Origin of the sequence: Halobacillus litoralis (assembly GCF_009856355.1) — a bacterium.
GTDB classification, from domain to species: domain Bacteria; phylum Bacillota; class Bacilli; order Bacillales; family Halobacillaceae; genus Halobacillus; species Halobacillus litoralis_B.
The window spans coordinates 259,827-282,989 of record NZ_WMEW01000002.1; the positions used below are offsets into that span (position 1 = coordinate 259,827).

27 protein-coding genes and 1 other annotated feature are annotated in these 23,163 nt (G+C 47.4%); of the genes, 1 reads left to right on the forward strand and 26 read right to left on the reverse strand.

Annotated features, from left to right (window positions below; translation table 11 throughout):
- Window positions 1–19: 19 nt before the first annotated feature.
- Window positions 20–976 carry a 4-hydroxy-3-methylbut-2-enyl diphosphate reductase gene (locus GLV97_RS05140; protein ID WP_160836143.1) on the forward strand — a complete coding sequence of 319 codons (957 nt, stop codon included), beginning with the start codon at window positions 20–22 and terminating at the stop codon, window positions 974–976.
- Window positions 977–1,012: 36 nt separating this feature from the next.
- Here GLV97_RS05140 and GLV97_RS05145 read toward each other — a convergent pair whose 3' ends face one another.
- From GLV97_RS05145 to deoC, 26 genes are all read right to left on the reverse strand, one after another.
- Window positions 1,013–2,128, reverse strand: a complete 1,116-nt coding sequence (locus GLV97_RS05145) for a Nif3-like dinuclear metal center hexameric protein (RefSeq protein WP_160889174.1) — start codon at window positions 2,126–2,128, stop codon at window positions 1,013–1,015.
- Window positions 2,125–2,832, reverse strand: a complete 708-nt coding sequence (locus GLV97_RS05150; protein WP_160836145.1) for a tRNA (adenine(22)-N(1))-methyltransferase — start codon at window positions 2,830–2,832, stop codon at window positions 2,125–2,127. Before GLV97_RS05150 ends, GLV97_RS05145 begins: the two co-directional genes overlap by 4 nt.
- 63 nt (window positions 2,833–2,895) lie before the next feature.
- The gene (gene cccA / locus GLV97_RS05155; protein WP_160836146.1) at window positions 2,896–3,264 is read right to left on the reverse strand and encodes a cytochrome c550; all 369 of its coding nucleotides are present in this window, start codon (window positions 3,262–3,264) and stop codon (window positions 2,896–2,898) included.
- A 107-nt stretch (window positions 3,265–3,371) separates the two neighbouring features.
- The gene (locus GLV97_RS05160) at window positions 3,372–3,905 is read right to left on the reverse strand and encodes a hypothetical protein (RefSeq protein ID WP_160836147.1); all 534 of its coding nucleotides are present in this window, start codon (window positions 3,903–3,905) and stop codon (window positions 3,372–3,374) included.
- A gap of 77 nt (window positions 3,906–3,982) precedes the next feature.
- A complete protein-coding gene (gene rpoD, locus GLV97_RS05165) occupies window positions 3,983–5,116 on the reverse strand; it encodes an RNA polymerase sigma factor RpoD (RefSeq protein ID WP_160836148.1) in 1,134 nt (377 codons plus the stop codon).
- 41 nt (window positions 5,117–5,157) lie between these two features.
- The gene (gene dnaG / locus GLV97_RS05170) at window positions 5,158–6,969 is read right to left on the reverse strand and encodes a DNA primase (protein WP_160889175.1); all 1,812 of its coding nucleotides are present in this window, start codon (window positions 6,967–6,969) and stop codon (window positions 5,158–5,160) included.
- A 37-nt stretch (window positions 6,970–7,006) separates the two neighbouring features.
- Window positions 7,007–7,468 carry a DUF188 domain-containing protein gene (locus tag GLV97_RS05175; protein WP_160836150.1) on the reverse strand — a complete coding sequence of 154 codons (462 nt, stop codon included), beginning with the start codon at window positions 7,466–7,468 and terminating at the stop codon, window positions 7,007–7,009.
- 247 nt (window positions 7,469–7,715) lie between these two features.
- Window positions 7,716–8,528 carry a pyruvate, water dikinase regulatory protein gene (locus tag GLV97_RS05180; protein ID WP_160836151.1) on the reverse strand — a complete coding sequence of 271 codons (813 nt, stop codon included), beginning with the start codon at window positions 8,526–8,528 and terminating at the stop codon, window positions 7,716–7,718.
- A gap of 21 nt (window positions 8,529–8,549) precedes the next feature.
- Window positions 8,550–9,179, reverse strand: a complete 630-nt coding sequence (locus GLV97_RS05185) for a helix-turn-helix transcriptional regulator (protein WP_160889176.1) — start codon at window positions 9,177–9,179, stop codon at window positions 8,550–8,552.
- An 81-nt stretch (window positions 9,180–9,260) separates the two neighbouring features.
- Entirely contained in the window at window positions 9,261–11,345 is a 2,085-nt protein-coding gene (glyS, locus tag GLV97_RS05190; protein WP_160889177.1) for a glycine--tRNA ligase subunit beta, read from the reverse strand.
- Window positions 11,338–12,225, reverse strand: coding sequence for a glycine--tRNA ligase subunit alpha (glyQ, locus tag GLV97_RS05195; protein WP_160836154.1), 888 nt, complete (start codon window positions 12,223–12,225; stop codon window positions 11,338–11,340). The genes glyS and glyQ overlap by 8 nt, the downstream gene beginning before the upstream one ends.
- Window positions 12,226–12,287: 62 nt before the next feature.
- Window positions 12,288–12,459, reverse strand: a binding site (T-box leader).
- A 49-nt stretch (window positions 12,460–12,508) separates the two neighbouring features.
- Window positions 12,509–13,255: a DNA repair protein RecO gene (gene recO / locus GLV97_RS05200; protein ID WP_160840652.1), complete on the reverse strand. Its 747-nt coding sequence runs from the start codon at window positions 13,253–13,255 to the stop codon at window positions 12,509–12,511.
- An 18-nt stretch (window positions 13,256–13,273) separates the two neighbouring features.
- Window positions 13,274–13,465 carry a YqzL family protein gene (locus GLV97_RS05205; RefSeq protein ID WP_202409598.1) on the reverse strand — a complete coding sequence of 64 codons (192 nt, stop codon included), beginning with the start codon at window positions 13,463–13,465 and terminating at the stop codon, window positions 13,274–13,276.
- A gap of 59 nt (window positions 13,466–13,524) precedes the next feature.
- Window positions 13,525–14,430 carry a GTPase Era gene (gene era / locus GLV97_RS05210; protein ID WP_160836156.1) on the reverse strand — a complete coding sequence of 302 codons (906 nt, stop codon included), beginning with the start codon at window positions 14,428–14,430 and terminating at the stop codon, window positions 13,525–13,527.
- Between the two features lie 72 nt (window positions 14,431–14,502).
- Window positions 14,503–14,883 (reverse strand): diacylglycerol kinase, encoded by a 381-nt coding sequence (locus GLV97_RS05215; protein ID WP_160840654.1) that lies wholly within the window; start codon window positions 14,881–14,883, stop codon window positions 14,503–14,505.
- Window positions 14,858–15,325: an rRNA maturation RNase YbeY gene (gene ybeY / locus GLV97_RS05220; RefSeq protein ID WP_160836506.1), complete on the reverse strand. Its 468-nt coding sequence runs from the start codon at window positions 15,323–15,325 to the stop codon at window positions 14,858–14,860. Before ybeY ends, GLV97_RS05215 begins: the two co-directional genes overlap by 26 nt.
- Window positions 15,326–15,544: 219 nt before the next feature.
- Entirely contained in the window at window positions 15,545–16,507 is a 963-nt protein-coding gene (locus GLV97_RS05225; RefSeq protein WP_160836158.1) for a PhoH family protein, read from the reverse strand.
- Between the two features lie 2 nt (window positions 16,508–16,509).
- On the reverse strand, window positions 16,510–17,691 hold the full coding sequence (gene yqfD, locus GLV97_RS05230; RefSeq protein ID WP_160889178.1) for a sporulation protein YqfD: 1,182 nt from the start codon (window positions 17,689–17,691) through the stop codon (window positions 16,510–16,512).
- Window positions 17,692–17,696: 5 nt separating this feature from the next.
- A complete protein-coding gene (gene yqfC, locus GLV97_RS05235) occupies window positions 17,697–17,990 on the reverse strand; it encodes a sporulation protein YqfC (RefSeq protein ID WP_027955358.1) in 294 nt (97 codons plus the stop codon).
- Between the two features lie 70 nt (window positions 17,991–18,060).
- A complete protein-coding gene (locus GLV97_RS05240; protein WP_160836160.1) occupies window positions 18,061–18,597 on the reverse strand; it encodes a hypothetical protein in 537 nt (178 codons plus the stop codon).
- A gap of 28 nt (window positions 18,598–18,625) precedes the next feature.
- Entirely contained in the window at window positions 18,626–19,597 is a 972-nt protein-coding gene (floA, locus tag GLV97_RS05245; protein WP_202409672.1) for a flotillin-like protein FloA, read from the reverse strand.
- A 14-nt stretch (window positions 19,598–19,611) separates the two neighbouring features.
- Complete coding sequence (locus tag GLV97_RS05250) at window positions 19,612–20,958, reverse strand: NfeD family protein (RefSeq protein ID WP_160836162.1); 1,347 nt, start codon at window positions 20,956–20,958, stop codon at window positions 19,612–19,614.
- Between the two features lie 118 nt (window positions 20,959–21,076).
- Window positions 21,077–21,523 carry a GatB/YqeY domain-containing protein gene (locus GLV97_RS05255; RefSeq protein WP_027955354.1) on the reverse strand — a complete coding sequence of 149 codons (447 nt, stop codon included), beginning with the start codon at window positions 21,521–21,523 and terminating at the stop codon, window positions 21,077–21,079.
- A gap of 20 nt (window positions 21,524–21,543) precedes the next feature.
- Window positions 21,544–21,717 carry a 30S ribosomal protein S21 gene (gene rpsU / locus GLV97_RS05260; protein ID WP_027955353.1) on the reverse strand — a complete coding sequence of 58 codons (174 nt, stop codon included), beginning with the start codon at window positions 21,715–21,717 and terminating at the stop codon, window positions 21,544–21,546.
- Between the two features lie 93 nt (window positions 21,718–21,810).
- Entirely contained in the window at window positions 21,811–22,377 is a 567-nt protein-coding gene (locus tag GLV97_RS05265) for a flavin reductase family protein (protein WP_160889179.1), read from the reverse strand.
- A gap of 77 nt (window positions 22,378–22,454) precedes the next feature.
- Complete coding sequence (deoC, locus tag GLV97_RS05270; protein ID WP_160836164.1) at window positions 22,455–23,126, reverse strand: deoxyribose-phosphate aldolase; 672 nt, start codon at window positions 23,124–23,126, stop codon at window positions 22,455–22,457.
- Window positions 23,127–23,163: the final 37 nt, after the last annotated feature.

A 23,163-nucleotide genomic window follows, 5' to 3' on the forward strand; every position in this document is an offset into this window, starting at 1 on the left:
AAGAGGAGGACGTTAATCAATGGAAGTTATTAAAATCGCCCCTCGCGGTTATTGTTACGGAGTGGTAGATGCCATGGTCATCGCACGAAATGCTTCAAAAGACCAGAATCTGCCGCGCCCGATTTATATATTAGGTATGATTGTCCATAATTCCCACGTAACCGAGGCCTTTAAAGAGGAAGGTATTATCACTGTTGATGGTAAAAACCGCAGCGATATGCTGGAAGGTATTCACGAAGGAACGGTGATCTTCACTGCGCACGGCGTTTCCCCACAGGTGAAGGACCGGGCCCGTGACAAAGGCCTGACTGTTCTTGACGCCACATGCCCGGATGTTACCAACACCCACAACTTGATCCGCAGCAAAGTCGCGGAAGGATTCGAAGTCATTTACGTGGGTAAAAAAGGACACCCTGAGCCGGAAGGTGCCATGGGGGTTGCTCCCGGCAAAGTCCACCTCGTACAGACGGAGGAAGACGTGGAAAACCTTGAGCTGGACCATGATAAACTGATGATCACCAACCAGACGACGATGAGTCAATGGGATGTGTATGATGTCATGGAAAAAGCCAGGGAGAAGTTCCCACAGCTTGAGAAACAGCAGGAGATCTGTATGGCCACACAAGTGCGTCAGGAGGCTGTTGCAGAACAGGCAGGGCAGGCCGACTTGACACTCGTAGTCGGTGATCCTATGAGTAATAATTCCAACAGACTTGCCCAGGTATCCAAGGAAAAGGCTGGAACCACCGCCTACCGGATTGCCGATGTCACAGAAATTGACCTGGATTGGCTTGAAGATGTCCATACAGTAGCGGTAACAGCAGGAGCTTCAACTCCAACACCGATTACAAAAGAAGTGATTAAATTCATCGAGCAGTTTGATCACGAGGACGAATCTACATGGATTCGTGAATCCAAAGTCGAACAGAAGAAAATTCTCCCTCCAGTAAGAGCCCGTAAAAAAGTGAAACGATAATAAAAAGGATGAAAGCGTTCCGCTTTCATCCTTTTTTTACTGGATTGCAAAAGGTTCTGTATCTACTTCAGAAAGAAGGACCTTCAATGCTCCATTCTCATTGCAGTGTTCCTCCAGATACTGCTGCACTTTTGCACAGACAACCTTCTCTACATGGTGCCCGGGATCAATGACATTCAGGCCCATCTCCACGGCATCCTGAGTCATATGGAAGGTCATATCTCCTGTTACATATACATCAGCGCCGCTTCTCTTTGCCTTATGAATATATTTTTCCCCACTACCTCCGAGAAGGGCAACGGTTTTAATCGTCTTTTCCATGTTTCCTGCCACGCGTACATGAGAGACATGAAAACGTTCCTTCACCTTGTCGGCAAAGTCCTTAAGGGAGACCGGCTCTTCCAGTTGTCCTACCCTGCCAATGCCAAACGTCCGGCCTTCATTAAGAAGAGGATAAAGATCGTAAGCCGCCTCTTCATAAGGATGGGCGTTTGCCATTGCCTGAAGAACCTCAGACAGTTTCTCCTGCGGGACAATGGTTTCCAGACGCTTTTCCCGCACCTGCTCCAACCGGCCCTGTTCCCCGATAAAGGGATTCGTACCCTCTTGAGGTTTAAACGTTCCCTCACCCGAAACCTGATAGGTACAGTGGCTGTAATCACCGATAAAGCCTGCACCTGCTCCACTCACGGCGTCCCTTACCATTTCCAGATGGGAATCCGGGACGAACACGGCCAGTTTAACCAGCTTCTTTGTTTCAGTCGGAATAAGCGGACGACGGTCTTTAACTTCAAGTAGATCTGCCATCACGTCATTCACTCCGCCTTCGGCAACATCCAGATTCGTATGCGCTGCATAAACCGTGATATCATGTTTGATCAGCTTCTGCACGACCCGGCCTTTTGGCGTATCCACATTGATTTGATGGAGATTCACAAATAACAAAGGATGGTGAGCTATAATAAGGTCCACCTTTTTTTCAACGGCCTCATCTACGACACTTTCCACAACGTCCAGCGTCACCATTACATTTTCCACGGGCTTGTTCAGACTGCCGACCTGAAGACCTACGTTGTCCCAGTCATAAGCAAAGCTTTTCGGCGCCCACTTTTCAAACGTTTTGATGATCTGTCCGGCTGTCACTTTCGTCATTCTGATAAAACCTCCTCCAGCCATTTGATTTCCTTTTGAAGCAGTTCCACTTTTTCTGTATCTACTGTAGATGCTTTTTGCATTTGATCAAGAATATAGGTTTTCTTCGCCATTTCCTCCTGCCACTTCCTGAGGAAGGCCTGAGACTTTTCCTTCATAAGATAAGGTCCGAGCCAAAGCTCCTTTTCCCTGTTGACAGGATCATAAGCACCGGCCGGATCCCCTTTTTCCGCAACGAGTATTTCGTATATGTGACCGCCCTCCTCCATGATCTGTTCATCAACGAGGTTGTATCCATGGCTGTAAAACCACTGACGGATGGACCGCGCGTCAATGTTCGGCTGTGCGATGATGCGGTTGACCGCGGTCAGCTTATCCTCCCCCCTGGCAAGGATATCCCGGATTAACGGACCTCCCATGCCAGCAATGGTCACCTGCTCTACTTCTCCAGGCTGGACGACGTCGAGACCATCTCCCAGTCTGACATGGATTCTGGACTCCAGGTTATGGGATTTCACTTCATCCATTGCACTGTCATAAGGACCTTGATTGACCTCACCGGCGACGGCTTCTGCCTGCGGGTCTTTTAAGCAGACATAACAAGGCAGATAGGCATGGTCAGATCCTATATCCGCAAACCGTGCTCCAGCAGGCAGGTATTCCGCTACCTTTGCCAGACGCCCGGATAGTTGGTGTACATTCATAAATCATCGTTCCTCTCATAAAGAAAAGCTTTCTGACAGCACAGAAAGCTTCTCACGTACTTCTTATTTTTTCTCAGCGAGCCATTCTGCCAGCTGAGCCGCCTGCTCACCTGTATAAAGGCCTGGTGGCATTTGCGATCCTTTACCATTGATGATAATGTCCTGAATCTCTTCTGCTGAATAACGGGATCCGACTTCCTGGAGGTTCGGACCAGCGCCTCCACTCAAGTCGCCCCCATGGCAGCTGGAACACTTGTTCTGGTACATTTCTTCCGGATCAGCGGATGCAGTTTCTTCCGTCTGTTCTCCACCGCCTTCTTCCTCGCTCTCAATCGCTTCACGTTGGTTGATACCGGCAGAAGAAACAATGATCATGGCTACGATCCCCAGTACAGCGATAATTGCAAATGGGATCACAGGGTTCTTTCTCATGAATGGCAACCTCCTTATGTATTCCCTATATGAATTTTTCGCGTCTATTCGACTATTTTTATTTTATATGAAAACCGTTACTTATTAAAGGCTAAACCATCGAAAACTTATAAAACAATGAAAAAGATCCATAAAATGACAGCGGTTACGCCGCTCCACAATAAAAAACGGATGTTCATCAACCATCCAAGGAAGATCCACAGAAAAAAATGAAACAACATGGTCAGGTGGATGGCCCGGACGGAAGCTGTCCAGTGATCGAGCAAAAAGATGGACGCGGAAAAAATGATCAACAGACCATTCACAAAAGGGATCAAATACCAGTCCGTTCGTTTATAGTGTAACCATCCACTCATAAACCATACCAGTCCTACAAAAAACGACAAAAGCCCTGTTTGCATTATGAATCCCATTTCAGTAAAATAAATGACAAGTAATGTAAGGGGTATCATAAACAGGCTGAGCAGAACAAAGACCGGGACCAGCGGCTGTACAGACCGTACTGGAGCAGGACCGGGTTTTTCTTCCTCGCCTTTAGTATACAATGCCAGCAGAAAGTCACAGTATTCCGAGGGAAGAAGACGGTTTTCTTTCCAGTATTGAATCTCATGTATGATGGTTTTCGTACGCTCTTCCTGCATACTGTCCTCCCAAAAACAGAAGAACTCAGGATCCTCCTACATAGGCGTTGTAAAAGAACCCTGAGTTGATAACTGTTTTATTCCATAAAGTCTTTAAGGCGCTTGCTCCGGCTTGGGTGTCTCAGCTTACGAAGGGCTTTCGCTTCAATCTGACGGATCCGTTCCCGGGTTACTCCAAACACTTTTCCTACCTCTTCCAGCGTTCTCGTGCGTCCGTCATCAAGACCGAAACGCAGACGCAGAACGTTCTCTTCTCTATCTGTCAGCGTATCAAGAACATCTTCAAGCTGCTCCTTCAATAACTCATAAGCGGCATGGTCAGATGGAGAGGTTGCTTCCTGGTCCTCAATGAAATCACCAAGATGGGAATCGTCCTCTTCACCAATCGGCGTTTCCAATGATACAGGCTCCTGGGCAATCTTAAGGATTTCACGGACTTTATCAGGTGTAAGATCCATATCCTGAGCAATTTCCTCCGGAGTCGGTTCGCGTCCGAGATCCTGAAGGAGCTGACGCTGTACCCGGATCAGTTTGTTAATGGTTTCCACCATGTGGACGGGAATACGAATGGTACGTGCCTGGTCGGCAATGGCACGGGTAATCGCCTGTCTGATCCACCACGTAGCATAGGTACTGAATTTATATCCCTTACGGTAATCGAATTTTTCCACGGCTTTAATCAGACCCATGTTTCCTTCCTGAATAAGGTCAAGGAAAAGCATGCCGCGTCCGACGTAACGCTTGGCAATACTTACAACAAGACGAAGGTTGGCTTCTGCCAAATCCCTTTTTGCTTCTTCGTCCCCATTTTCAATACGCTGGGCAAGACTGATTTCGTCTTTGGCTGATAACAGATTGACGCGTCCGATTTCTTTCAGATACATACGGACCGGGTCATTGATTTTAACACCAGGAGGCACGCTTAAGTCATTAAGGTCGAATTCCTCTTCCTTATCAAGCTGCTTTATACTCGGGTCTGAATCCGAATCACCGATGACTTCCACTCCCTGCTCGTTCAGATGCTCATAAAATTCATCCATCTGATCAGAGTCAAGTTCAAAGCTGGATAATTTCTCGGCCACCTCTTCATATGCAAGGATCCCTCGTTTTTTCCCTAACTCTACGACCTGCTCCTTGGCCTGCTCCAGGGTCAATTCCGTCTGATTTTCAGTTTCTTTAGAACGTGATGGCTGTTGTTTCTTCTCTGCCATAAGTCCCCCTCCTTCCAACAATCTATCCAAACTCTACCTGATTACGCTTTTAATTCTTTTTTCCGCTTTATAATCTCCATCGCAATTTCCGCTGCCTTGATCGGCTCATTCTGCTGTTCGGCCCGTTTCAACTCGGATTCCAGGCTCTTGATATCCGTTCGATCCCAGCTTTCCAATCGAATCCGTTCAATATAATCATGGATTTCCTGATCGGATACTTCCTCACTGACGGGGGCCATAGCGAGCTCGATCACGAGGTTTTTGATGGACATATCTTCAATCATTTCAACGAACTGACTGATATCTGATTCATTGCCGTCTTCATAATATGCGTAAAGATGGGTGACAATGACCTGATGATCTTCTATGTTAAAAGCCCCTCCTATTTCCTCCTGAACTTTATCAGCAATATAGGGATCTTTCAACATATATGCAATCAGCTTTCTTTCTGCATTATGAAAGGCAGGAAGAAGCTTGTTCTGAACCGATGTTTCCCTCTTAGGGTTAGTATATCGGTTCCTCGGCTCATTATCCTTCACACCCTGACGACTTCTTATCTGACTGATTTCCTCTTTTAAGGTTTCCAGGGATAATTGAAATTCAGACGACAGTTCATTCAAGTAATGCTCCCTCTCGACGGCACGGTCAAGAGTGGCAATCTCCTGTAGTACTTTTTCGATATAAGCGATCCGATCTCCTTCCACCTGCAGGTTATAATCCCTGCGGAGATAACTCATCATGAAGGAAATGTACGTATCACTCGTATCAAGCACTTCTTTTTTGAAGCGGCCGCCACCGTGCCGGCGGATGAAATCATCCGGATCGAGACCGTCAGGGACGCGGGCGACAAACGTCTGACAACCAATACTCTTTGTGAGCTTGGCAGCCTTGACTGCCGCTTCGATGCCGGCCCGGTCACCGTCATAGCAGACGATGATCTGATCCGCATACTTTTTTAATAAATTGGCCTGTGTGCTGGAAAGCGATGTCCCCATCGTCCCTACTGCATAAGGGATTCCCGATTGGGCAGCGGATATAACATCCCCGAACCCTTCAAATAGAACGACGGTTTTTTCCTTCCGTATAGAAGACCGGGCAAGATCAAAGTTGTAAAGCAGCCGTCCTTTATGGAACAGATCCGTTTCCGGACTGTTCAAATATTTCGGCTCCTGATCTCCAAGCGATCTCCCAGCAAAAGCAACCGTCTTTCCAAGGTGGTTACGAAGCGGAAACATGACTCTTCCGCGAAAGCGGTCGGCATAATTCCCCTGATCATTCACACTTAAAAGACCGGCTTTGACCATCGCCTGCGGATGAAAACCTTTTTTCTCAAGAAAGGTAACGACAAATTCCTTATCATCCGGTGAATATCCGAGCTGATATTTCTGGATGGTTTCTTCTGTGAAACCTCGTTCCAATAGATATTCATAGGCTTTGCGGCCATCCTTGGAATTCTTTAACAAATGATGGTATAATTTTGTCAGCCACTGGTGAGCCTCAAGCATCGCCTGGGATTCCTGATTATCCGCCCCGGTGTGGTTTTCCTCTGCAAATTGATCTGGAATTTCCACACCTGTGCGTTCAGAAAGCTGCCTGAGCGCCTGTACAAAACTGTACCCTTCCATTTCCATAAGGAAGGTGTAGACATTCCCTCCCTTTCCACAACCAAAACAATGGAAAATCTGTTTATCTTGCGAAACGGAAAAAGAAGGAGTGTTTTCCCCGTGGAATGGACATAGACCAAAATGGTTTCTACCCTGCTTTTTTAAGTCAACATAATCACCGATCACTTCCACAATGTCGGTCGATTTCCGAATTTCATCTACTTTTTCTTCTGGAATGTGTCCAGCCATATGATCACCATACTACTCAATTATTCTCTTCCAAAGGCTAAATTCCTTCATATTCAGACAACAAATATTGGAAAGTTTTCCGGAACTCTTCTCTATGCTTGTCCGTAAAGGCGGAAGGACCCTTCCATTTACGCTTCTGCTTCATCGTCTGCTGCCGGATAAACTTCTGGTTCATAATATGATCGGCATCGGATTCCTTTATCAGTTTTCCTCGAGGTGTCATCACATAAACCCCTTTAGAGGTCAGAAGAACAGCCAGCGACAAGTCCTGTGTAATGACTACATCCCTCCTGGCAGCTGCATTCAAAATGTAAAGGTCTACAGACTGGGACCCATCATCCACGAAGGTCCAGGACCCCCTCGACTTCTCTGTACTGAAATGATTAACCGTAGCAATGAATCTGGCTGTGACGCCGCAGTCCGCGCTCAGTTCCTCAATTTCCTTTTGAACAGGACAGCTGTCTGCGTCCACCCAGACCGTTCGATGTAAATTTGGCATAGTATCAATATTTCTACAGCAAGCGGTAGAATCCTCCTAAAATGCTAATGTTTTATTTTTCTGAAAAGTAGACAATGCAGGAAAGGAATAAAGAACCTGCAGGTATAAAACCGGACCTGTCAGGATTTTTCCACAAAAAAATATTATAATACATTTCTCCTGTGAATGCTATGTCTAATTTTACCTAATTTCATTCTTCCCAACAAAAGCCGCGCTTAATCAAAGCGCGACTTTTTGAGACCCTGCATTATTCCTGAGCATCTTTCCTCAGTTTATTCAAAATGATATTAGCCGTTTCTTCAACAGCCTTATTGGAAACATCGATTACCGGACAGTCGATTTTATCGACAATTCGATTGAAATGCTCCAACTCCTGGCTGATACGCTCCAGATTCGCATAAGTCGCCTGATCCCCAAGCCCCAGGGATTTCAATCGTTCCTTGCGGATATCATTCAGCTTCTCTGCACTGATTTTCAACCCGATGCATTTCTCCGGATCCACCCGGAAAAGTTCAGAGGGGGGCTGGACCTCCGGTACGATTGGGACGTTGGCCACCTTCAGCCTCTTATGGGCAAGGTACTGTGACAATGGTGTTTTGGATGTACGTGATACACCGATCAACACAATGTCTGCTTTGGCAATGCCTCTTGGATCACGGCCGTCATCATACCGGACAGCAAATTCGATCGCCTCCACCCGCTTGAAATAATCTTCATCAAGCTTATGAACAAGACCGGGTTCAAGCCGCGGCTGAATCTTCAAGTGGCTTTCCATTGCTTCCATCATCGGACCCATAATGTCTACACACCGGACCCCATGTTTTTCAGCTTCCTGTTTGAGGTGCGTCCTGTATTCAGGAACGACAAGTGTAAAGCCGATCATCGCATCATGCTCTTTCGCTTGAAGGACAGCTTCGTTAATGGTCCCTTTATCTTCTACATACGGGATGCGCTGAAGGTCAAAAGGTCCGTCATCAAACTGGCTTAAACAGGCTTTCGTAACCAGCTCAGCGGTCTCCCCTACGGAATCGGATAGTACATAAATTAATGGTTTCTCCATACTGCCCCTCCTAATCCTGGCTCAAATATGCTGATCGCGTGCAAGTTCTACAAGGGCTTTCGTTATGTTCGTTTTCGTTAAACGCCCAACGACTTCAAGCCCGTCTTCTACTGGGTTCACGACCGGCAGACCATCGATCTGTTTTTCTATTAACTTCTGGGCGGCGTCCAAGAGAAGATCTTCAGGCTCACATATCGTAATATTCGGCATACGCGTCATAATCATATGAACCGGGACAGACGTTAAATCCTTCGATCCGATGCTTGTCCTGAGCAAGTCCTTCCTGGACAGGACGCCGACAAGGTGGGATTTATTGTTGGTGACAAACAATGTTCCGACATCCTCAAGAAACATCGCGCAAATCGCATCGTAGGCCGATACGTCTTCCTCAACAACAACAGGGAGGGACTGGTATTCCCACACTTTGAACTTTTTCAGCTTTTCTGTAAAAAGTTCAGAACCTGTTTTCCCCGTGAAAAAATACCCTACACGGGGCCGTGCATCCAGATATCCCGCCATCGTTAATATAGCGAGATCGGGACGCAGGGTTGCCCGTGTCAATTCCAGTCTTTCTGCGATGTTCTCTCCGGTAATCGGTCCATTATCCTTCACAATTTGAATAATCTGCTCCTGCCGGTTTGATAATTCCAAGTTCTCACCACCCTGAACACTAAATGTGACATACTATTCTTCATTATACCTCATTTTGATAAATCGGTAAAAGAAGGGTGCTTAGAACTGCTGTTTCCACTCGATTTGTGTCAAGTCCGCATACTGATAAATGTCTTCAGAAATCTGCTTCAGCAGACCTAGACGATTGTTTCTGACTTTTTCATCCTCCGCCATGACCATAACGGCGTCAAAGAAGGCGTGAATGGAATCCGCCAGTTCCGACAGGGTTTCCAGGGCTTCTTCTACTCGGCCTTCAGACATCTGACGGCTGTAAGTTTCATGGACCGTTTGGAAAACATCGTAAAGCTGCTGCTCTTCTTTGTTCTCAAACAGCTCTGGGCGCACCGTTTCTTCGTCGGCTTTCTTCGCTAGATTCAATACACGGCCGAGCGCTTCCTGCACAGGTTTGAAAGAAGGTTCATTCCGTTTTTCAACCAGCAGTTCCGCCTTTCTTCCTGCAACAGGGAAGTAACCGATTCCCTGGGCGAGAACAGCTTCCACCACATCTGGATCCACTTGTTTTTCACGGAGCAGATAGGCCGCACGGACACGGAAAAATTCATGAAGATCTTTGTGAACCTCTTCTTCTGATCTCGTCGGAAGTTCAAGCTCTACATAGAACTGATGAACAAGGTCGATCAGTTTCTCAACAGAGACAGACCAGCCACGGCTGTTCAACGTCTGAAGAATGCCGAGCGCCTGTCTTCTTAAACCGTAAGGGTCCTGGGAACCTGTTGGGACATTTCCGATCGACACGCTGCCGACTATGGTATCGAGTTTATCCGCAATGCTTACAATGGAACCTATGGTGGAGGCGGGTACTTCACCATTGGCTTGACGAGGCATATAGTGCTCATTAATGGCTGCAGCCACTTCCTCATCTTCACCAAACAGGCGGGCATACTTCTCCCCCATCACTCCCTGAAGCTCGGTAAATTCATCGACCATCTGTGTGACAAGGTCAAATTTACAGATTTCAGCGGCGCGCTTAGCTTTCCGGCTTTCTTCTTCACTCAGACCAAGCCATTCGCCCAGCTTACCTGTAATCGCTGTTATACGCTGCACCTTATCCGCAAGTGTCCCCAGTTCCTCTTGATAAACCATACGGGAAAGCTTCTCCATTTTCTCATCAATGCTTCCTTTTTGGTCTTCCTCATAAAAGAACTGTGCATCTTTCAGGCGCGCTTTCAGTACCTTCTCATTTCCACGGGCGACATTGTCTATGTTCTGGTCATCTCCATTGCGCACCCCAACGAAATACGGAAGCAGTTCATTCTCATTGGAACGTACCGGGAAGTAGCGCTGATGCTCTTTCATTGATGTGATCAAGGCTTCCTCAGGCACCTCCAGAAATTCTTCAGAAAAGGCTCCGCTGAACACGGTTGGATATTCCACCAGCTGGGTCACTTCTTCGAGAAGGTCCTCATCCATCATCAGCTTCCAGTTCTGCTTCTCCTCGAGCTGTTTTAGCTGGCTTATAATTCGATCCTCACGTTTTTTCACCGAGGCCATGACATATTGTTCGGAAAGTGTCTGTTCGTATTGATCGGCATTTGGTATGGACGTTTGCGAACCAAGGAAACGATGGCCGAATGTCAGACGGTCTGTCTGAACGTTCTCAATCTGGAAAGGAATGATCTGCTCACCGAATAAAGCCACCATCCAGCGGATCGGACGGGCAAAACGGAGATCGCGGGACCCCCAGCGCATATTCTTCGGAAAGTTCAGAGAAAGGAAAACATCTCCAAATTTCTCAAGAAGGGCAGCGGTTTCCTTTCCTTCAATGAATTTACGGACGTGCACGTATTCTGTACCTTTGATTTCCTTGAAGTATATATCATCCACATCTCTGCCTTGTCCTTTAGTAAAACCGATGGCAGCTTTCGACCAGTTCCCTTCGTCATCAAGGGCGATCTTTTTAGCAGGCCCCTTCGCCTCTTCTTCTATATCCGGCTGCTTATCAGCGACTTCTGTAATTTGAACAGCCAGTCTTCTTGGTGTGGCGAAGCCATGGATGTCACCGAAAGGAATCCGATGATCTGTCAGCCATTTTTCTGTTTTATCTTGTAACTGGGCAAGAGCGTCATTAATAAAACGGGCAGGAAGTTCTTCCAGGCCGAGCTCAAATAATACTGTCTTACTCATCTGCTCCACCTTCTTTCTTCAACATTGGGAAGCCGAGGCGTTCCCTTTCTTCGACGTACGTTTTCGCAATTTTACGGGCCAGGTTACGGACGCGGGAAATGTAACCCGTTCGTTCAGTTACACTGATGACCCCTTTTGCGTCCAGCAGGTTGAACGTATGCGAACACTTCAGCACATAATCATACGCCGGGAACACGAGTCCCTGCTCCATGATGCGTTCAGCTTCCTTTTCATAAGTCGTAAACAAATCGAACAGCATCTTTTCATCAGACGCTTCGAACGTATATACGGAATGTTCATATTCCGGTTGAGTAAAGATATCCCCGACTGTCACCCCATTGGTCCACTCCAGGTCAAACACATTTTCCTTGTCCTGGATATACGACGCAAGACGCTCAAGTCCGTAGGTGATTTCTGCTGAAACCGGCTTCGCTTCCAGTCCACCGATCTGCTGGAAGTACGTAAACTGCGTGATTTCCATTCCATCCAGCCACACTTCCCATCCAAGACCTGCAGCTCCAAGGGTTGGATTTTCCCAGTTATCTTCAACAAAACGGATATCATGCTTCAGCGGATCGATACCCAGAGCACGAAGAGAGTCTAAATACAGCTCCTGGATGTTATCAGGTGACGGCTTCATAATGACCTGGAACTGGTGGTGCTGATACAAACGGTTCGGGTTCTGGCCGTAACGGCCGTCCGCCGGTCGGCGGGAAGGCTCCACGTAAGCTACGTTCCATGGCTCCGGCCCAAGGCTTCGAAGCAGCGTCATTGGTGACATCGTCCCGGCCCCTTTTTCCGTATCGTAAGCCTGCATCAACAGACATCCCTGGTTGGACCAGTGATTCTGCAGCGTTAAAATCATATCTTGAATATTCAAGTCTTTCCCTCCTCATATAGGTGGGCGGATAAAGAAAATCCCGCCCCTATGCCTTAAACAGACATAGGGACGGGATTTCCGCGGTTCCACCCTAATTGCTCTTCTATGTAGAAAAGCCACTTTGAAAAACTGCTCCAGAGTGCCTTCACTGAATGGTTCCCGCCTGACTTTCACCGCCACAGGCTCGCTAATGGAGAACGGAATCCAGCTACTCCTCTCTTTCACTGCAGTACGTATATTTGATATTAGAATCATACTCTAGTTGCAACGATGCTGTCAAACATCACTCAGAAAATAAATCAAGCTGGTTCAAGAACTTTTTGGATTTGATAAAATACCCGCCGTAACGATCGTAGTATTCATCCATCAGCTGACGCAGAAGCTTTTTATTTTCTTCCTTCATGGTAATCTGTCCAAGTCGTTTTACATCCATATGTAAAAATACACGCAGAAGCTTTGGCAGCGGGTCCGGCAGGCCATAGACACCAGGGTCGATAGACTTGCAGCGGTAGCAGAGGAGACCCCCTTCAGCCATGGAAAACGAAAACGGCCCCTCTATACTGCCGCAGTTCAGACAGTGATCGACGACCGGGGCAAAACCCGCCTTTTTAAAAAGCTTCAATTCATACATCATGGTCAGGATATTGGGATCTTTCCCTTCATTGATCCAGACCATCGTCTGAAGGAGCTGTTCAAAAAGAAAGGGATCCGGCTGTTTTTCTTCTATGAGCTTATCGGTCAGCTCCGCAATGTAGGAGGCGTAGGCGGTTTTAACGATATCCTCCCGGATGGAGCGGAGAGAGGATACCATTTCACCCTGGCTCATAGATCCAAGTCCGGATCCTGACTGTATGAGATACATTCCGTGAATAAACGGCTGGGATACAGATGCCATACGGCTCTTAGGCTTTTTAGCGCCACGGGCCATCACACCTATTTTTCCTTTCTCCCTTGTCATCATCGTGACTATCTTATGTGTTTCCCCATAATTATTAGTACGGATCACAAGGCCTTCCACTTTGTCCATCAAGTGTATCACCTGCTCCGTTTACGAATTTTGATCATTCGTGGTCAGGGGATCAGGAGAGGAAGCAAATGGTTCCTGAGACTGTTGTTGATCCTGCGACTCAAATTCTTTCATCATCAAATAAGTTTCCACATTTCCAGTCTGTCTGAAAACATTCCATGAAAGGTTGTCGAGCACAAGAAACACCGCCTTTCTTTTATTCGCTGATACCATTTACATTATTAGACTGCTTTCCCCGGGCCTGATCTATAAGGCTTAATATTTTCCAACCTTTAATATTCGTCGTCCCTGTAACCGAAATCACTAAGTTGAATCTGCTTATTCCGCCAGTCTTTCTGCACTTTCACCCACAGTTCAAGATACACTTTACTGCCGAGCAGGGATTCAATATCTTTGCGGGCCCTCTTGCCGACTTCCTTCAGCATGCTGCCCTGTTTTCCAATGATGATCCCTTTTTGGGATTTGCGTTCCACGATGATGGCCGCCTGGATATAGACACCGGGAGCATCTTCCCTCGGCTTTATCCCTTCAATCACGACAGCAATCGAATGTGGAATTTCCTCTCTGGTCAAATGGAGCACCTTTTCACGGATAAATTCACTGATAACGAACCGTTCCGGGTGATCGGTGATCTGGTCTTCCGGGTAAAACTGCGGGCCTTCCGGCAGATGACCCTTTAATACCCCGAGCAGATGATTGACATTATTGCCTTCAAGAGCGGAAATCGGGATAATCTCCTCAAACTCATACATACCCTTATACTGCTCAATCAAAGGCAGGAGTTCGTCAGGATGGACGCGGTCGATTTTGTTAATGATCAAGAAAACAGGCTGGTCGACGCGCTGAAGACGATCGATGATAAACTGATCTCCCCGGCCGTACCCTTCTTCTGCATTAATCATAAACAAAACGGCATCGACTTCGTTTAATGTGTTTTCTGCTGTATTCACCATAAAGTCACCAAGCTTATGCTTCGGTTTATGGATACCAGGGGTGTCGATAAAGACCATCTGGGATTCTTCATCTGTGTAAACGCCCTGAATTTTATTTCTTGTTGTCTGCGGCTTATCACTCATGATGGCAATCTTTTCACCAATCACACGGTTCATGAACGTGGATTTACCAACGTTCGGACGTCCGACAATTGTTATAAAGCCTGATTTAAAGTTCTCTGTCATACATGTTCCTCCAATAAAATCCAACCCTGAGGTTCTTCTTTATTCTATTATAACATCCCGTAAGGTCTGCGGTTACATCAAAACAGCAGCAAGCTTCGGACCGAACAGGAAAATTCCTATGACCACAGAACCACCTGCAGCTGTGAGTACCGCACCTGCTGACACATCCTTCACAGCTCCGACGGCAGGGTGATGGGACGGGTGCAGGTGATCAAGCAGTTTCTCCACGGCGGAGTTCACCATTTCCAGTGTCAGAACAAGAGCGATCGTCACAATCAGGACGGCCCACTCCACAGTGGATAAACCAAGGATCCCCCCCGCTGTTAAAGCAAGGACAGCGGCAGCGGTATGAATACGGAAATTCCGCTCTGAACTCCATACCAGCCTGATCCCCTTCCATGCACAGGCGAACCCTATTCCCTTCTTTTTAGGATCGCTGGAGCCCGAATTCATGGAGAATGTCCTCCTGGCGGGTGAACATCTTCTTCTCATCCTCTTCATTCATATGATCATATCCCAGCAGGTGAAGGAACCCGTGGAGGGCCAGAAAACCGAATTCCCTTTCCAGGGAGTGGTTGTAATCCTCCGCCTGTTCCTTAGCCTTGTCAACAGAAATGACAATATCACCAAGCATCATTGGAAGGTTTTCATCCAGGACGTCCATTTCGCCTTCTCCTGTTTCCTGCATCGCAAATGAAATCACATCAGTGGGCTCATCCTTCTGCCGGTAGTTACGGTTGATTTCCTGGATTTCTTTATTATCCACAAAGCTTACGGATACTTCAGCATCGCCGGTGATGCCTTCCTGTCCACCAGCAAATTCAAGTATGCGCTGGATCATATCTACAAAAGCTTCATCTACAGAATTCGTTTCATCGTGAAAATCAATGGTGATCACTAGTCTTCCTCCTCGTTTAGGGGCTTGTTCAGCCTCATCCATAGTATCTGCATTTGATCGGGGTATCGTTATTATGGGCCTTTTCCTTCTCAGCCATAAACCCGCTTGTCCAAGCGGAAAGCTTCCCTCTTCCCCTATCATATAGGGAGTAATGCTCCAAGGCAAATGGTTCATGGGAAGCGGGGACAAAAAGAAATAAGACCCGGGGTACGGGTCTTATTGTTTATCATTTTCGTAAGCGTCAATGATTCTCTGTACAAGCGGGTGGCGCACAACGTCCGACTGATCGAGTTTAATGAATGATGCGCCTTTGATGGATCCGAGCTTCTCTTCAGCGACACGCAGGCCGGACTTCACCCCTTTGGGCAGATCGACCTGTGTAATGTCCCCGGTAATGATCATCTTCGATCCAAACCCAAGACGGGTCAGGAACATCTTCATCTGTTCAGGAGTGGTATTCTGCGCTTCATCCAGAATAGCAAAAGCGTCATCCAGCGTGCGGCCTCTCATATAAGCCAGCGGCGCAATTTCAATGGTTCCACGGTCGATAAGTCTTGCGGTATGCTCGGCTCCGAAGACGTCGTGGAGCGAATCGTACAGCGGCCGCAGGTAAGGGTCCACTTTCTCTTTCAGATCTCCAGGCAGGAACCCGAGGCTTTCCCCGGCTTCAACAGCAGGCCTTGTCAAAATGATCCTTTTTACATCCCCATTTTTCAGGGCATTGACGGCCATAATAACAGCTAAGTATGTTTTTCCGGTTCCGGCAGGGCCGATGCCGAATACAAGATCATGGTTTTTTATTGCAGCAATATAATTCCGCTGCCCGAGCGTTTTCACCCGGATCGACTTACCTTTAGAGTTTTTCGTGATTTCATCTTCAAACAGTGCTTCAAATTGATTGATTTTTCCTTTTTTAGCCAGTTCTACGGCGTAGACGATATCGCGCTCCGTCACGGACAGTCCTTTGCGGATAAGAGCCAGGACACTCATGAGGATATCCTCGACTAATTGAACATGCTCCGCCTGTCCGGAAACCCGGACCTGACCGCCGCGGGAAATGATGGTCACCTGCAGCTGTTCTTCAATTTGTTTTAAATTACGGTCCTCTGTCCCGAACAGGGCCAGAGTTTCTGTTGTATTATCCAATTGGATGTCGATTGTTTTCAACTCTTCCGGCATACTCAATCTCCTTGACTAATATACTTGGTCTCTGCAATGTCTTCATAAACTTTGTACAATAGGATTAATTTTACTTTACCATGCTCCTCACTGAGGTGCAAAACTTTTTCGTCCTTGATTTCTGCTCCTGGTTCAAGCTCCTGCAGCAGGCTCTGTCCCGCCGCCTTCCGTCCTATCTTCTCTATTTCTTTCCGGGATGATTCCATCGCTCCGGTATCAATCGCAAAATGGTCCACACGCTTCATGTTCAAAGGGAGCGGATATGAAAAGACCTTCCAATCTGTTGTGACATTTTCATCCCTGTAGCTCCCCTCATTTCCGCGCCACCACCCCCACAACGGAATCGACCAGCTTCCTATTTTCAAGTGGTACTCGGCCTCCACAGTCCCGTCGGTCAGGGTTAAAATCTGCTGTAGAGGAAGCTCCTGCTCCACACGATACCACGTCTCGGCTGTTACATGCCCTTCTGTGTGTACAAAAACCTCCCCCTCTTCGACGAGTTCGCCTGTGGCGAGAACCTGGCCCTTCTTAACCACGTCGTAAACGGAAACCAGCGGCCGCCCTTTTTTTATGAAGGTCTGCACAATCATCCCTTTCTTCGACGCAATGAGATCGGAAGGCCGGGTGTCCTGATTTGTATCGTGCCTTATTTTTTTAACGCCGTACAAATGATAGCTTGTCCCCTGCTTTTTCACCCCGATCCATAAAAGGTCCGGTATATCCTCCAAAAGCTTCTGCTGAATATCATTCGGGTCCTTCATGCCGATGGTCAAACGGCCCGGGGAAACCCCGTAGCTGGTCAGCTTCTTTTCCACAGCTGCTTCTAATTCCGGAGTCAGCCCCTCCACCTTAATGGACCACAAGGTATTCGCCGCCAGAAAGATGAGTACAAGCGCAGCCAGAAAAGCAGCTGCCACAGAGAGCCTCCTCATCATGAGCTTGTATAAAAAAGGAACACCCTTCCCTTCTTTAATGGTCAAACGGCATTTGTATTTCCTACGCAGCGAACGCAGGGTTTTCCAATCCTTCAAACGAATGGAGAAGCGGACGGTCGTTTCGTCCAGGCGCCTGAGGCCGGTAATTCGACACCCCCGACGCGTACACGCTTGTAAAAAAGGTTCCAATAACGGACCGGACGCCTCGATGGTTAACACACCTTCAAAATATCCTCGCTGGTCTCCCATACGACTCACCCTCCTTTCGAATCAGGGAAAAACTCGACGGATTTCAACTCTCCTTCCAGGAGAAGTTCTTCTTTGAGCATCATTTTCACACCAAGGTCTCTGCCGACAATCCGGACCTGGCCCTTTTTGTATTGAATGCGTACTTCTTCCTCTGAAAAATGCAGGAGGCCGGTATGATTTTCTATGTAGACGTGTATGGAGCCGATCGTAGTGATTCGTGGTAAATCCAGCATCACATCAGCCGGAAGGTCAAAATAACGGCCGATCCATGTTCTAATCTGCTGCTGCCATTTTGGCATACGGCGCCCCCCCTTCTTTTCATTTATACGAAAAACGCCCGAATTGTATCACTACAATTCGGGCGTTCGTTTATCTTTTTCGGGGATGCGAGCGGTGCGGCTTGTGCGCACGCGGCGGTCCAAGAATCTCAGCCATCACGATTCCTTCGGCCAGTTTTTTCTTATCCCACTTCCGTGCCTGCTCTACCAGAGGGCCGTCCGTCGTTAACGGAGGGGCCTTTGTCGAGGCTTTCCGGCCTGCCGGAGGATTTTCCTCCATTGGGCTGGATTTCTCTGCGTTATAAACCGGAGAATCCGTTATCGTACGGTCTCTGTTGTATCCAGAAGCATCAGATCTTGATTTTTCCGCTATTTCTTCCAGACGCTTCTGCTTTTCCTCATAATACTCGCGGAGACGTCCTCCCCGGTCCTCCTGACCCTCTTGTTCCTGCTGCTGCGGTTCCCCCTGGGACTTATTTGGATACGGACGGGGCGCCGTTTGTTTTTTCGGAGCTCCCGACTTTTGATCCTTCTCTTTTGACATCCCGCTGAACCAGCTGATAATTCCACCGATAATCGCAGCGACGATGACAAAATTACTGAATATCAATTCAATAAGATCTGCCATATGCATGCTCCTTTAAGTCAGCGAGGATTTACTTATCTTCTTCGGTTTCTTCATCTGACGTGCGGCCGAGCGTATTTCTCATATCCGTATCAGCATTGATGTTCTGATAGTTCATGTAGTCCATGACACCCATTTTCCCGGAACGAAGAGCTTCAGCAAGTGCTTGAGGCACCTGTGCTTCTGCTTCCACAACTTTCGCCTGCATCTCTTGGACACGTGCACGCATTTCCTGCTCCTGGGCAATGGCCATCGCACGACGTTCTTCTGCTTTCGCCTGAGCGATGTTTTTGTCCGCTTCCGCCTGGTCTGTCTGCAGGATCGCTCCGATGTTCTTACCGATATCAATATCAGCAATATCAATCGAAAGGATTTCAAAAGCTGTCCCTGCATCCAGCCCTTTGCTCAATACGTTTTGAGAGATGCGGTCCGGGTTTTCCAGTACTTTATTGTGATTTTCACTGGACCCTATGGTGGATACAATTCCTTCACCGACACGGGCGATGACGGTATCTTCACCAGCACCACCGACAAGACGGTCGATATTGGCACGAACGGTGATACGGGCTTTGGCCTTCACTTCAATCCCGTCCATGGCCACACCAGCGATAAACGGTGTTTCAATAACCTTGGGATTGACGCTCATCTGTACGGCTTCCAGCACGTCACGGCCGGCGAGATCGATCGCGGCACAGCGTTCAAAGCTCAGTTCAATGTTCGCACGCTGAGCTGCAATCAGCGCATTGACCACGCGGTCCACGTTACCACCCGCGAGGTAGTGGCTTTCCAACTGGTTGGTGTTGACGTTCACACCTGCTTTATGGGCTTTAATCAGTGGATTAATAACCCGGGAAGGAATAACCCTTCTCAATCTCATTCCTACAAGTGTGAAGATGTTGATTTTAACGCCGGCAGCCAGGGCACTGATCCATAGCATAACCGGGATAAATGTGAAGAGCACAGCCAGTACGATAATAATGATACCGATAATAATAATCGGCATGAGTTCCTGCAATGTCACGTTGTTTCCTCCTCTTTTTTCAGCTCCCGGACCACAATCCGGGATCCTTCTGTCTTCATAATTTTCACTTTCTGGTTCACTCCGATAAAGACACCTTCAGTAACGACATCCAGCCGTTCCCCATTAAATTCAGCCGTTCCAGACGGTCGCAGCGGCGTCACAGCCGTCCCTTCCAGACCAATCAGGTCCAGGCGGCTGACGGAAGAAACATACCCCTGCTCTGATGAGGTGGAATCATTCAAGATGATATGCCGGAAGAAGCCTCGTTCAAGCCCCATGGTCTTAAACAGGATCACGGAAACAATCACGGTAACCAGAAGGGCTATACCGATACTCATCGCCATATGTCCCATATCCGCGGAAGAAAGCATCAGGGAAAAGACAATGGCTGCGACCCCTGCAATGCCGGCAATTCCACCAGGGAGAAAGAATTCAGCCACGATAAGGCCAATCCCCAGCACGAGTAAAATGATCGCCTCATATCCAGCCAGGCCGGCAACAATATGACCATAGAAGAACAGCACAAGAGCTGTAACCCCCATCGTTCCCGGTAAACCGAACCCTGGTGAATAAAGTTCCACCACAAGACCGAGACTGGCCACTGATAATAATATCGGAATGACAACAGGATCTGTTAGGAATCGGGCGACATTTTCTGATAGAGTCGGGTTCTGCTCCACCACTTCCGCTCCGGACAAACGAAGCTCATTTAGTAATTCGTTTCGGTCTTCGACAATTCCTTCTGCGTAGCCGACTTCCTCCGCCTCACCAGGACCCAGTGTAAGAAATTCTCCCTCAGGAGCCCCGTAATCCGGAAGGTCGATGTCCGCATCAGCCATCGCACGCGCATAGAGAGGATCCCTTCCATTTGTCTCTGCTGCGGCTGCCATGGAGGAGATCCAGGCAGACTGCGCCTTTTTGTCAGCCGCTGTCCCATCTGAATTGATCACTCCGGAAGCCCCCATCGTCGCCTGCGGCTTCATGTATATGTTATCGGCATTTAAGGCGATGTAGGAACCAGCCGAATAGGCCCGGCTCGTTACAAACGCTGTGTTAGGTATATCAAGATCCTGAAAAATTTCTCCAATCTCTCCGGCCGCATCTACACGGCCTCCCGGGGTATCCACTTCAAAAATAATGTGATCCACACCATTTTCCTTGGCTTCCTCTGTCGTCCTTTTGAGAAAAGCGGCCATCCCACGTTCCACCGTATCCTCCACCGGAATCACGTAGACGGTTTCTCCTTCCCCTTCTGCTTGAGCAAAATCAAAACTGAGCATCAGGGATGCTGCGCCAAGAATAAACACGGCCAGCCACAAACGCAGACGCAAAGTACGTATCATCAAACAATCACCCCCCTCTTTTATCTTACCCTCCGTATACTTCCTATACGAACGACAAAACAAAAAGTTTCGTTTAAAAATAAAAAGGCCTCTCTTTCTACAGAGAGGCCTTTTATATTTACGATAATTGCTGAAGAACGAACTTATTGACCTGTGAACCATCAGCTCTGCCTTTTACTTTAGGCATGATGGCACTCATCACCTTGCCCATGTCGCTTTTGGAAGCAGCTCCTACTTCCTCAATTGTTTCATTGACAATCTGTTCAAGTTCTTCATCAGTCAGCTGTTTCGGCATATACACTTGTAAAATCTCAATTTCACGCTCGAGTCCTTCTACAAGATCGTCACGTCCAGCTTCTTTGAATTCATGGAGGGAATCATTTCTCTGTTTTACCTCACGAGATAAAACAGTCAATGCTTCTTCTTCAGATAATGAGTCTTTACCCAATTTAATTGCTTCATTTTGCATAGAAGCACGAACCATACGGATCGTGGATAATTTTTCTTTATCCCGTGCCTTCATGGCTGTTTTCATGTCCTGGGTCAGACGGTCAGTGATCGTCATCTATTCAACACCCTCTTTGATTACTTACGCTTTCTAGCCGCCTCAGACTTTTTCTTACGGCGTACGCTAGGCTTATCGTAATATTCACGCTTACGATATTCCGCTAATGTACCACTCTTTGATACAGAACGCTTAAAGCGACGAAGAGCATCTTCAAGAGACTCGTTTTTACGAACGCGAGTTGTATTTGACATGCTAATTTCCCTCCCTCCGAAGCAAACAAAACTGTTTCTCTTGTATGGGACCTCCCATACCTTTGACAATTATAGTATATGGTTTCAGGATGGTCAACTTTTTTTATAAGATAAAGGGTCAATAAAGGACTGTTTTTTTATTTTTTCATCGAGCTTTATGTACTCAGAACGCCCTAAATACAAAGGAATATGCAGGTTTTGAAAATCAGGAAGACCTTTTTCATTAAAAATTTCAGGAATATAGGAACAGGCGGTAATGGTACCAGTCACCCAGTCATGATCACCAGTTGGAATCATCTGGTCCACCTCACACTCATACGTGAGATAGGCACTCTCTAAAACCGGACTGCCATTTTCTCCCCTTTTCCATTGCTGACCAAAGCTGGAGGCTTTATTTGTATCCATCCCGGAGATACTGCCTGCATACTGAATAAAGGCCGCCTCCTCATAGGGCAGGAAATGGATGGTGAATGCCCCCGACTGCTTGATCAGCTGATAGGTGTAACGTTCTCTCCCTACAGCTGCACCATACATGGGCGGATCCATAGATAAAAAGGAATGCCACCCGGCTGACATGAAATTTACCTCCCCCTCATATCCACTTCCGATCACCACCGCCATTCCTGGATAACTGTGCATTTTCAACGGTTGTTTTTCCATTGCATTCTCCCTTTTTTCTTTAGTTTACCAATGACGGAAGATAAAAAAAGCGGCCTCAATCGGCCGCTTTTGACGTATTAATAATCAGATGTTCCTTGTCCACCTGTAATAATCGCCTTACCAGAGCTTGCACCGATTCGTGTAGCGCCGGCTTCGATCATCGCTTTAGCTCCTTCATAATCACGGACACCACCGGAAGCCTTCACTCCCATGTCCGGTCCTACTGTTTTACGCATTAAGCTGATATCCTCCACGGTTGCTCCACCGCCGGAGAATCCAGTAGATGTTTTCACGTAGTCTGCGCCAGCGGCTTTCGCCAGTTCAGAAGCTTTCACTTTTTCTTCTTCTGTCAGAAGGGATGTTTCAATGATGACTTTCACAAGAGCTTTTCCTTCAGCTTCACGGACAACAGCTTGGATATCCTGCTGGACGTTATCAAAATGCCCGGATTTGAGCTCTCCGATGTTAATCACCATGTCCACTTCTGTGGCTCCTTTTTCAATGGCCTGCTTGGTTTCGAAAGCTTTTGTTTCTTTCGTAACCGCTCCAAGCGGGAATCCGATGACCGTGCACACTTTCACATCTGTATCCGCAAGCAGCTCAGCACAGTATTCAACCCAGTATGGATTGACACAGACAGAAATAAAGCCGTTTTCCTTGGCTTCCTCACAGATTTGTGTAATTTTCTCTTTCGGTGTATCTGGTTTCAATTGTGTATGATCAATCATTTTTGCAAGATTTTGTTCCATTTCAAGCGCTCCTTTATCATAGGTTGTACGTACCTCT